This is a genomic window from Allobosea psychrotolerans (genome assembly GCF_002917105.1).
GTDB classification, from domain to species: Bacteria; Pseudomonadota; Alphaproteobacteria; order Rhizobiales; family Beijerinckiaceae; genus Allobosea; species Allobosea psychrotolerans.
In genome coordinates, this window is sequence record NZ_PQFZ01000011.1 from 98,472 (window position 1) to 109,444 (window position 10,973).

Here is a 10,973-nt window from a genome sequence, read left to right on the forward strand (position 1 = left end):
TCGGCGAAGGGGAGAGAAACCATGAACCTCACCAATTTCCGCTTCGAAACCGATTCCGACGGCATCGCCACCGCGGCCTGGGACATGCCCGGCCGCTCGATGAACGTCATCACGCCCGAATTGATGGGCGAGCTCGACCAGATCATCGACAAGGTCGCGGGCGATGAGGCGATCAAGGGCTGTGTCATCACCTCCGGCAAGGAAAGCTTCTCCGGCGGCGCCGACCTGACCATGCTGCAGGGCCTGCGCGATCTCTTCGTCAAGCTGGCGAAGGAGAAGGGCGAGCAGGTCGCGATGCAGAGCTTCTTCGACGAGAGCCGCAAGCTCTCTCTGCTCTACCGCAAGCTCGAGACCTGCGGGAAACCCTTCGCGGCGGCAATCCATGGAATCTGCCTGGGCGGCGCCTTCGAGCTGTCGCTCGCCTGCCAGTATCGCGTCGTCTCGGACGACGCCTCGACCCGCGTCGGCCTGCCCGAGATCAAGGTCGGGCTTTTCCCCGGCGCTGGCGGCACGCAGCGCGTCTCGCGCCTGATGCAGACCGGGGACGCGCTGCAGATGATGTTCAAGGGCGAGCAGATCAAAGCCTTGCCCGCGCGCAATACCGGCCTCGTCCACGCCGTCGTGCCGCGCGACCAGCTCGTCGCCAACGCGAAGGAGTGGCTCAAGGCCAATCCGCAGGCCAAGGCCCCCTGGGACGATCCGAAATTCAAGCTGCCCTCCAACAAGGTCTATTCGCCGGCCGGCATGCAGATCTGGCCGCCAGCCAATGCGATCTATCGCCGCGAGACCAACGACAATTACCCGGCGGCCCGCGCCATCCTCTCGGCGGTCTATGAAGGGCTGCAGCTGCCGATCGATCTCGCTTTGAAGGTCGAGAGCCGCTACTTCGCGAAAATCCTGCGGACGAAGGAGGCGGCCTCGATGATCCGCTCGCTCTTCGTCTCGATGCAGGAGCTGAACAAGGGCGCGCGCCGCCCCGCCGACGTGCCGCCGAGCAGGCTCAAGAAGGTCGGCGTCGTCGGCGCCGGCTTCATGGGCGCCGGCATCGCCTATGTCACGGCGCAGGCCGGGCTGGAGGTCGTGCTGGTCGACCGCGACCAGGAGGCGGCCGACAAGGGCAAGGCCTATTCGCACAAGCTGGTCTCCGACCAGATCATGAAGGGCCGCGCCAAGACGGCCGACCGCGACGCGCTGCTCGGGCGCATCCACGCCACCGCCGACTATGCCGCGCTCAAGGGCTGCGATCTGGTCGTCGAGGCCGTATTCGAGGATCCCAAGGTCAAGGCCGAGGTCATCGCCAAGGTCGAGGCCGTGATCGGCCCCAAGGCGATCTTCGGCTCCAACACCTCGACCCTGCCGATCACGGGGCTGGCCGAGCACAGTGGGCGGCCGAAGAATTTCATCGGTATCCACTTCTTCTCGCCGGTCGAGAAGATGCTGCTGGTCGAGATCATCATGGCCAGGAAGACCGGCAAGAAGGCGCTCGCCATGGCGCTCGACTTCGTCCGCGCCATCAAGAAGACGCCGATCGTGGTCAACGACACGCGCGGCTTCTACGCCAATCGCTGCGTCGGCAACTACATCCGCGAGGGCCATTTGATGCTGATGGAAGGCGTGCCGCCGGCGATGATCGAGCAGGCGGGCAAGCAGGCCGGCATGCCGGTCGGCCCGCTCTCTCTGAATGACGAGGTCGCTGTCGATCTCGCCTACAAGGTGCTGAAGGCGACCAAGGCGCAGCTTGGCGAGGGCGCGGTCGATCCGGCGCAGGAGAAGCTGCTGACCGAGATGGTCGAGACGCATGGCCGGCTCGGCCGCAAGAACAAGAAAGGCTTCTACGATTATCCCGAAGCCGGGCCGAAGCGGCTCTGGCCGGGGCTGGCGGATCTGGTTGCGACGCGTCTCGACCCCGAGAGCATCGACATGCAGGAGCTCAAGCACCGCCTCCTGGTGACGCAGGCCCTGGAGGCGGCACGCACCTATGAGGAGGGGGTCGTCACCGATCCGCGCGAGGCCGATGTCGGCTCGATCATCGGCTTCGGCTTTGCGCCCTATTCGGGCGGGACACTGAGCTATATCGACAATATGGGCGCGGCCGCCTTCGTGAAGCTCTGCGAGGCCCTGGCGAAGAAGCATGGCGAGCGCTTCAAGCCGAACAAGCAGCTCAAGCGCATGGCCAAGATGGGCGAGAGCTATTACGGCACGGCGAAGAAGGCGGCCTGAGCCTCCTCCCTTCGGATCAGCGAAGACTCTCGACAGAAAAAGAAAAGGGTCGCGCGAGCGACCCTTTTCTCATTTGCTTCGCTGTGTTCGGCGGCTTCTCCCACCCCTGCCGGATGTGTCCGACAGGGACATGAATTTTGCCAGGGATCGGGCAAGCCCGATCCTGATGGGGAAACGGAAAGCGCTCAGGCTGCCACTGCCCGGATCCCCCGGCGCAGCTTGTCGACCAGCTCCCCGACCTGGCTTTCGGTGATGATCAGCGGCGGCGAGAAGGCGATCGTGTCGGCCGCGGTGCGCACCATCAGCCCTTCCTCGCGGAAGAGGCGGTCCATCGCCTCGAAGGCGCGCTTGCCGACGCCGTCGGCCCGCGGCGCAAGATCGATGGCGCCGACCATGCCGACGGTGCGGATGTCGACGACATTGGGTTCGCCCTTCAGGCTCATGATGGCGTCGGCCCAGGCTGGCTCCATCTCGCGGGCACGCTCGAACAGTCCCTCCTCGCGATAGACGTCGAGCGTCGCCAGGCAGGCGGCGGCCGCCAGCGGATGGCCGGAATAGGTGTAGCCGTGGAACAGCTCGATGGCATTGTCGGGGCCGTTCATGAAGGCGTCGTAGATGTGCTTGCGCACGATCACGCCACCCATCGGCACGGTGCCCGAGGTCACGCCCTTGGCGAAGGTGATCATGTCGGGAATGACGCCGTAGCGCTCGGCGGCGAAGGCATAGCCGAGGCGGCCGAAGCCGGTGATGACTTCGTCGAAGATCAAGAGGATGCCGTGCTTGTCGCAGAGTTCGCGCAAGCGCTTGAGATAGCCCTTCGGGGCCGGCAGCCCGCCGGTCGATCCGGCCATCGGCTCGACGATCACGGCGGCGATGGTCGAGCCGTCATGCAGTGCGACGATGCGATCGAGATCATCGGCGAAATGCGCGCCGTAATCCGGCTCGCCCTTGCTGAAGGCCTGCTTCTCGCGATCATAGGTATGCGGCAAATGGTCCGTGCCGGCGAGCAGGCTGCCGAAGAATTTGCGGTTGTTGACCATGCCGCCGACCGAAATGCCGCCGAAGCCGACGCCGTGATAGCCGCGCTCGCGGCCGATCAGTCGGGTCTTCGAGCCCTTTCCGGTGACGTTCCAATAGGCGAGCGCGATCTTCAGCGCGGTGTCCGCGGCTTCCGAACCGGAGCCGGCGAAAAAGACATGGTCGAGATCACCCGGCGCCAGGGAGGCGATGCGGGCGGCCGCCGCAAAGACCTTGGGGTGGCCGAACTGAAAGGAAGGTGCGTAATCGAGCTCCTCGGCCTGGGCCTGGATAGCCTGGATGATCGGCTTGCGGGCGTGGCCGGCATTGCAGCACCACAGGCCTGCCGTTCCATCCATTACCGGCTTTCCTTCCGGCGTGTAATAAAACATCCCCTCGGCGCGCGCGATCATGCGTGGATTTTGCTTGAACGAGCGGTTGGCCGTGAACGGCATCCAGAAGGCTTCGAGATTGTTCGGCGTGCCCAGCGGCTGCGTGGCGGATGTCATCAAGGCGTCCTCGTGGGGTTAAGCGTCTCTCAACCTAACAGTACGATCCGGGGTGTAAATCGCCGTCGCGTCGGGGCATCCCTGCGCGCCACGAGAGTCGCCCCGTCATTCCGTGTCAGATGACGTTACGTCGGCTTTGAGCTAACCTGAACAAGGGGGGCGACAAACTGGGCCAGACCCCAATGGTCTCAAGCGGTCAATCCGGCGTCAGGCTGGACGAGCAGAGAGCCGCACTGATTCGCGCGGGGCTCGATCGCGTCCTGGCTTCGGACCTGTTCCGCGGTGCGCCTCAGCTTTCCGCCTTTCTGAGCTTCATCGTCGATCGCGCGCTCGATGGGCGCAGCGCCGAGCTGAAGGGATACACCGTGGCGGTGGAGGCCTTCGGCCGCCCGCCCGATTTCGATCCGCAATCGGACCCGATCGTCCGCGTCGAGGCGGGCCGCCTGCGCAAGGCGCTCGGGCAATATTATCTCGGCGAGGGTGTCGACGACCCGGTCCGCATCACGATCCCGGTCGGCGCCTATGTGCCGGCATTCGAGGTCGATGAGCGCGCTATGGCCGAAGCCGAGCCCGCGACGGCGACTGCGGGCGATGTCGTGGCGCCGGAGGAGGCGCCCCGGCGTCCCGATGCCGCCGTATCGCGCCGCTGGCTGCTGGGGGCCGGCCTGGCGCTCCTGCTCGGATTGGCGTCGCTGGCCTCGTGGTATCGTATCCGGGACGATGAACCCCCGGTGCCCGGCTCGCGATCCTTGCAGCCAAGTGTCTTGCAGCAAAGCGTTTTGCAGCAGAGTGTTCCGGTCGAGCGGGCGGTGAAGCCGACGACGTCCACCGCTGCAGCGCATCTGCCCGTCCTGGCGATCGTGATCGGCGAGTTGCCGCCCGACCCCATGGCGAACGAGATCGCGCGCCGGTTCGTGACGCTTCTGGCCGACGCGATCGCCGGTTTCGACGATCTCGTCACCGTGAAGGCCCCGCTCGACCCACGTGCGACGACGGTCGATGCCGACTACGTCTTTGAGCTGAGCGCGACGCGTTTCGGCGATGTCACCGAGAGCGCGGCGAGACTGCGCGCGGTGAAGGATGGGCGCATCGTCTGGACCGGCTCCAGCAACAGGAAGTTCCGGTTCAATGCAGAGGATCCCGAATTGCCGGACATCGCCCGGCGCCTGGCGATCCGCCTGGCCGAGCCGTTCGGCGTCATCCATGCCGATTTCAGGCAGTCCTCGATCATGTCGCCGGCGATGCGCTGTATCTTCCGGGCGCTCGATTTCCGCCTGACGATGAAGGCCGAGGACCATCTGGCGGCGCGCATCTGCCTGGAGGGTGTGCTCGAGAAGGATCCGAACTTCCACGCGGCCTGGTCGCAGCTAGCCCTCCTGACCCTGGACGAATACACAGCCGGCCTGAATCTGCAGCCCGGCCCGCCGCTCGACCGGGCGCTGAGTGCGGCGCTGAACGCAGTTCGCCTGGCGCCGTCCAGCGCCCGGGCCCAGCAGGCGATGATGGATGTGCTCTTCGCGCGCGGGCAGCCCGACGAGGCGCTGGCGGCCGGCCGCGAGGCCTTGACGCGCAACCCCTACGATCCCGACATCATGGCCGATCTCGGGGCGCGTTTCGTCCAGCTCAACCGCCCGGCCGAAGGCCTGCCCCTGCTGGAACGTGCAGTTTCGCTCAGCAGCGGCCGGCCGCCCTGGTATGATTTCTTCGCCTTTCTGGGCGCGCGGCTGACCGGCGCCAGCAAACATGCCGAAAGCCATGCCGCCCGGCTCCTGGCCAATGAAGGGCCGCTGAGCCTGCTTGGGCGCGCGCTGCATTATGCGGGAGCCGGAGACCAGGCTGGATTCGCAGCCGCGGTGTCCGGTCTCGCCGAGGCGTCTCCGTTGTTTCGCGTCGATCCGCGCCTCTTCCTCGAGCGCCGGGGTTTCAGCCCTCCGGTCATAGAACGGATCATGAGCGATCTGGGACCGACGATCCTGGACCTGATCAAGCGCCCCTGATCTGTCCTGGTGGCGCGATCCACTGTTTTTCCCGCGTTTACGGCCGCAAAGCCTCCACCCGGCGCTCGCAAGCCGTCCGACCTATGGTTAAGGTTGCGGAACACCCGTGATTCGCCGATTCGTCCCGATCAACCCAACGCGCGAATGCTGCCTTGGCCCCTGTCCGCCTGAATGCATTGCACCCTCTCGCCGCAGCCGTCACAGGCGTTTCGGCCGGCGCGATCACGACTTTGCTGCTGCCGGGTGGATTGGGCGCGGCTGCGGGGCTGCTGCTCTGCGGCGGCGGGTTGATCGGTACGGCCCGGCTCTATGAGCGGCGCCTGCTGGCGCAGCGCGAGCAGGTCTTCGCCGGCCTTGGCGAGGTCAAGGTCAGGCTCGCCACCAATGCCATTCGGCTGGATAACCTGTCGCAGCGCGTCGAGCAGATGCCGATGCGCGAGGCCGACGCGGCGCCGGCGCGCGCGGCGATCAACGAACTGACAGCCGAGGTCGGTCTGCTCGGCGATCTCATCCATCAGGTCGCGACCACGCTCGCCGACCACGATGCCCAATTGACCGTGGCGCAAGCGCGGCAGGCGCCGCCCGCCAAGCCGGCGCCGGTTCCGGTGATCGATCCGGAGGCCGCGCGCCAGGCGCGGCTCGACGCGATCGCGGCCGAACGCGAGGAGGCCGAGCGCGCCGCCCAACGTCGCGCCGCCGACAAGCGCGCTGCCGTGATCAGCACGGCCTTGTCCGAGGGCAAGGTCGAGGTGCATCTGCAGCCGATCGTGCAATTGCCGCAGCGGCGCACGCGTGGCTATGAGGCGCTGGTGCGCCTGCGGGTCGATGAGAACACGCTGCTCCTGCCCGAGGATTTCCTGGCGATCGTCGAGCAGCGCGGCTTCGGTCCGACGCTCGATGCGCTGGTGCTGACGCGCGCTCTGGCGATTGCGCGCCATCTCGGCACGAAGCAGGGCGGGCTCTTCGTCTCCTGCAATTTCAGCGACGCGACCTGGGGCTCGTCCAAGGCGCTGGCGACGCTGTCGCGCATTCTCGACAAATATCGCGAGCACAATGGCCATCTCGTGGTGGAGATGCCGCAGCGCGTCTTCCGCGCGCTCGACCCGGCGAGCCTGGGATTGCTTGGTGCGATGTCGGCCAATGGCGTGCGTTTCGCGCTCGATCAGGTCGCCGATCTGCGGTTCGACCCGATTGCTCTGTTCGATCGCGGCATTCGCTTCGTCAAGGCGCCCGCGACGCTGTTCCAGGCCGAGATGGCCGGCGAGGGTTCGCTCGACATCGCGGCTGGTGATTTGGCGTCGATGATGGCGCGGGCCTCGATCGCGCTGATCGCGGACGAGATCGCCGACAATCCGACAGTCGCCGACATGATCGAGCTCGGCATCACCTATGCGCAGGGCCTGATCTTCTCGCCGCCGCGCCCGGTGAAGCCGGAGGTCTTCGCCGAGCCGGAGGTCGCGCCGCCCGCTGCCGAAAGCGAAGCCGCACTGGCGCGCCCGACCGCCGAGGTCCTTGGCTATCCGCCGCCGGCGGCGAGCCCGGCGCAGGACGAGGCCAAACCCGAGCGTCAGTCGTTCCGGTCCGTACTGCGCCGCGCCAGCGCCTGAGCGTCGGCATGGGCCTTGGGCCTGCGTGCCTCATCGGTGCAAGTCTCATCGATGCATGCATGGGAGCTCGGTGCCGAGAAGCGGTTGTCATTTTCCGGCATCATGCTTTTCCTTCGGTCGGTAGAATCTTTTTTCAGGCGATAGAACCTGCCGACGCCATCCGGAGTGACCGCGATTTGAGTGACCAAGATTTGCCGCCATCGAAGAGCAAAGCCACCACGGCCCTGACCGGCTTTTCCGAGATCGCCGACCGCTTCGATCTCTGCCTCTGCGATGTCTGGGGCGTGGTCCATAACGGCGTCGTGGCGCATCGCGATGCCGTCGAGGCGCTGGTTGCTGCCCGGCAGCGCGGCGTCTTCGTCGTCCTCGTCACCAACGCGCCGCGCCCGCGCGCCGAGATCGAGCGCCAGCTCGCGGGCTTCAACGTGCCCAAAGACGCCTGGGACGCGATCGTGACCTCCGGCGATGTCTGCCGCGCCTTGATCCAGGAGCGCGCGGGCGAGCCTGTCTTCATGCTCGGCCCCGACCGCGACCTGCCGCTGGTCGCCGGGCTGGATGCTCCGCGTGTCGGGCCGGCGGAGGCGAATTACGTGCTCTGCACCGGCCTGTTCGATGACGAGACCGAGACGGCCGGGAGCTATGCCGGCATGCTGGCCGATTTCGCCCGGCGCGAACTCACCCTGATCTGCGCCAATCCCGATCTGGTGGTCGATCGGGGAGGGCGCATCGTGCCTTGCGCGGGCTCGATCGCGCTCGCCTATGAAGAGGTCGGCGGCAAGGTCATCTATGCCGGCAAACCGCACCAGCCGATCTACGAGGTGGCGGTGGCGATCATGGAGCGCGAGCGTGGCGCCCCGGTCGAGCGATCGCGCATCTGCGGCATCGGCGATGCGATCCGCACCGACATCGCCGGAGCCAATGGCTTTGGCGCGACGAGCGTCATGGTGCTGGCCGGGATCCATGCGCAGGACCTGCTCGAGGCGTCCTGGGAGCACAGGCATGATTGGTTCGCCGAGCAGAGCCACCGGCCGGACTTCGCATTGCCGCATCTAGTGTGGTGAGAGGGCGCCGCCATGCGGCCCTCACCCTGAGGCGCGCGCTCAGGCGGCGCAGACCGATTCGATCTTGGTCTTCAGCGTCTGGGCGTTGAACGGCTTGACGATGTAGTTGTTCACGCCGGCCTTCTTGGCGGCGATGACGTTTTCGGTCTTGGATTCGGCGGTCACGATGATGAACGGCGTCTGCGACAACGCGTCTTCCTCGCGCACGCGGCGCAGCAATTCGAAGCCGGTCATCGGCTCCATGTTCCAGTCCGAGATCACCAGCCCGTATTTCTTGTCGCGCATCTTGGCGATCGCTGCGGAGCCGTCGGACGCATCATCGACATTCTCGAAGCCAAGCTGCTTCAGGAGATTGCGGATGATTCGGACCATGGTCTGATAATCATCGACCACCAGGATCGGCATGGAGGGGTCGAGAGCCATTATGGTGCTCCAAGCATCAAATTCGCAGGGCGGGGCGATACCCAGGCCGCGTGCCGTCTCTGACGGGCTGCCATGGATCAACTCTCTTAGGCCCGCGGCGTTTCAAAGCGGTTAATCCAATGCGGAAGTGACCTAAGGGCATTATCCGTTCGGCCGGCAGCAATCGCCGGCGATCACCAAAGTTCAATGGTCGAAACCGGGTGGCTGTGACAGGCTTTCGCAGATGCGAGATAAAGACCGGGTCGCGCCGACGCGCTGGCCTGGAGCACCGGGACGACCAGGACGATGACCAGCTCTCTTTATCAGGTCCATGCCTTCGAGGATCTGTCGATCGGGCAGAACGAGAGCCTGATGCGCACCGTGATGGAGCGCGACATCTCGCTTTTTGCCGATCTCTCGGGCGATGCGAATCCCATCCATCTCTGTGACCGCTATGCCGCCAGCACCAAATTCGGCCAGCGCATCGCCCATGGCATGCTGACCGCGAGCCTCGTCTCGGCACTGCTCGGCACGCGCCTGCCCGGGCCGGGCGCGGTCTATCTCTCGCAGACGCTGACCTTCCTCGCACCTGTCAAGATCGGTGATGTCGTCACTGCGCGCGTCGAGGTGGTCGAGCTGGTGGCCGAGCGCAGGCGGGCGCGGCTGTTCTGCGAATGCCTGGTCGACGGCAAGGCCGTGCTGGAGGGCGAGGCCTGGGTCGCGCTGCCTCCTGCGCGGTCGAAGGTCTGAGCATGCTTTAAGGTCTGAGCATGCTTTCGCGTCATGGTCGGGCTTGACCCGGCCATCTCAAGCAGGAAAGCCCCTTCTTGAACAAGGTTCCCGGGCCTGCGCTTTGCTTCGCCCGGGAATGACGGTCTCGCTCTTGGTCTTGACGCCTCTGCGGCCTTGAGGCCAAACACTGCTCCGGCCCGGGCTCCTCGGGCGCCCGGACGCTTGCGATCGATGACCTTTCCCGCCGATGCGCCGCCTGCCGACGTGCAGCCTTCCCAAGCGCATGCCGCCTTCGTTCTCGACATCGAGAAACCGGTTCCCGATGCCTTGCGCGGCGCGGTCCTGGCGCTCGGCAATTTCGATGGTGTCCATCGCGGCCATGTCGAGCTTGCCCATGTCGCGGTCGCGATGGCGGCCGAGCATGGCGCGAAAGCCGCCGCACTGACCTTCGAACCGCATCCGCGCAGCGTCTTCCGCCCCGACCAGCCGGTGTTTCGTTTGACGCCGCCGGCCGTGAAGCTGGAGCTGCTTTGCCAGGCCGGCCTGCCATTGACCTTCGTCCTGCCGTTCGACCGTGGCGTCGCGGCGATCAGCGCCGAGGCCTTCGTCGATGACCTGCTGCTCGGCAAGCTGGGCGCGGCCGGGCTCGTCTGCGGCTATGACTTCCATTTCGGCCGGGGCCGCGCCGGTTCGCCCGAGATGCTGCAGGCGCGCGCAGGCGTGCGGGGCGTGCCCGTCGCGGTCGTACCGCCCTATGCCTGGGCTGGCGAGCCGGTCTCCTCGACATTGATCCGCATCGCGCTCGAGGCCGGCGATGTCACCCGCGCGGCGGATTTCCTGGGCCGGCCCTGGTTCGTGCGTGGCGTTGTCGCTCACGGCGACAAGCGCGGGCGCGATCTCGGCTATCCGACGGCCAACATGCACCTCGCCCGCGATTGCAAGCTGCGCTACGGCATCTATGCGGTCAGGATGAAGATCGACGACGCCTGGCATGACGGCGTCGCCAGCTTCGGCAGCCGCCCGACCTTCGATGACGGCGCGCCGCGATTGGAGACCTTCGTCTTCGATTTCTCCGGCGACCTCTATGACAAGCAGGTCGATGTCGCGCTCGTCTCCTGGCTGCGCGGCGAGGCGAAGTTCGACACGCTCGCGGCGCTGATCGTGCAGATGGACGCCGATTGCGTGGCGGCGCGCGACATCTTGGCGAAAACGCCGCCCTTCCTTCCGTAGACCGCGTTTGCTAGAAGCCGCAGATGCTTGCTGATCGCGCCACGTTCATAGACCTCCGGCGAATTACGGGCCCGGCTGCCGCCCTGCGCTGACGCGCGGGCGCTTGCGCAAGCCGGGTGACCATCGCTTCCCAGTTTCACGATGGACCAGCGCCGCGCCAGCCTCGAATGGCCCGCTTGTCCGCATTGCCCGAGCCGG

8 protein-coding genes are annotated in these 10,973 nt (G+C 66.1%); 6 read left to right on the forward strand and 2 right to left on the reverse strand.

The genetic code is table 11. From position 1 onward, the window contains the following. Positions 1-21: 21 nt before the first annotated feature. Complete coding sequence (locus CYD53_RS18515; RefSeq protein WP_103719559.1) at positions 22-2,220, forward strand: FAD-dependent oxidoreductase; 2,199 nt, start codon at positions 22-24, stop codon at positions 2,218-2,220. A gap of 185 nt (positions 2,221-2,405) precedes the next feature. Here CYD53_RS18515 and aptA read toward each other — a convergent pair whose 3' ends face one another. Continuing rightward, positions 2,406-3,746: an omega-aminotransferase AptA gene (gene aptA / locus CYD53_RS18520; RefSeq protein ID WP_245928312.1), complete on the reverse strand. Its 1,341-nt coding sequence runs from the start codon at positions 3,744-3,746 to the stop codon at positions 2,406-2,408. Between the two features lie 182 nt (positions 3,747-3,928). Here aptA and CYD53_RS18525 point away from each other — a divergent pair, with 182 nt between their 5' ends. The 3 genes from CYD53_RS18525 to CYD53_RS18535 all read left to right on the forward strand — a co-directional run bounded on the left by CYD53_RS18525 (position 3,929) and on the right by CYD53_RS18535 (position 8,411). After that, entirely contained in the window at positions 3,929-5,743 is a 1,815-nt protein-coding gene (locus tag CYD53_RS18525) for a tetratricopeptide repeat protein (protein WP_103719560.1), read from the forward strand. A 152-nt stretch (positions 5,744-5,895) separates the two neighbouring features. Further along, entirely contained in the window at positions 5,896-7,350 is a 1,455-nt protein-coding gene (locus CYD53_RS18530; protein ID WP_103719561.1) for an EAL domain-containing protein, read from the forward strand. Between the two features lie 176 nt (positions 7,351-7,526). After that, the gene (locus CYD53_RS18535) at positions 7,527-8,411 is read left to right on the forward strand and encodes a TIGR01459 family HAD-type hydrolase (RefSeq protein ID WP_245928313.1); all 885 of its coding nucleotides are present in this window, start codon (positions 7,527-7,529) and stop codon (positions 8,409-8,411) included. Positions 8,412-8,450: 39 nt separating this feature from the next. On the opposite strand, the gene CYD53_RS18540 is transcribed toward CYD53_RS18535, so the two are convergent. Then, positions 8,451-8,834, reverse strand: a complete 384-nt coding sequence (locus CYD53_RS18540) for a response regulator (protein ID WP_092169732.1) — start codon at positions 8,832-8,834, stop codon at positions 8,451-8,453. Positions 8,835-9,119: 285 nt separating this feature from the next. Here CYD53_RS18540 and CYD53_RS18545 point away from each other — a divergent pair, with 285 nt between their 5' ends. Together CYD53_RS18545 and CYD53_RS18550 are read left to right on the forward strand one after the other, a co-directional pair. Next, complete coding sequence (locus CYD53_RS18545) at positions 9,120-9,563, forward strand: MaoC family dehydratase (protein ID WP_103719563.1); 444 nt, start codon at positions 9,120-9,122, stop codon at positions 9,561-9,563. A 213-nt stretch (positions 9,564-9,776) separates the two neighbouring features. Beyond that, complete coding sequence (locus CYD53_RS18550) at positions 9,777-10,775, forward strand: bifunctional riboflavin kinase/FAD synthetase (protein WP_103719564.1); 999 nt, start codon at positions 9,777-9,779, stop codon at positions 10,773-10,775. Positions 10,776-10,973: the final 198 nt, after the last annotated feature.

Coding starts and splice junctions, on each gene's coding strand:
- CYD53_RS18515 (WP_103719559.1), top strand. CDS start 22: ATGAACCTCACCAATTTCCGCTTCGAAACCGATTCCGACGGCATCGCC.
- aptA (WP_245928312.1), bottom strand. CDS start 3,746: ATGACATCCGCCACGCAGCCGCTGGGCACGCCGAACAATCTCGAAGCC.
- CYD53_RS18525 (WP_103719560.1), top strand. CDS start 3,929: ATGGTCTCAAGCGGTCAATCCGGCGTCAGGCTGGACGAGCAGAGAGCC.
- CYD53_RS18540 (WP_092169732.1), bottom strand. CDS start 8,834: ATGGCTCTCGACCCCTCCATGCCGATCCTGGTGGTCGATGATTATCAG.
- CYD53_RS18545 (WP_103719563.1), top strand. CDS start 9,120: ATGACCAGCTCTCTTTATCAGGTCCATGCCTTCGAGGATCTGTCGATC.
- CYD53_RS18550 (WP_103719564.1), top strand. CDS start 9,777: ATGACCTTTCCCGCCGATGCGCCGCCTGCCGACGTGCAGCCTTCCCAA.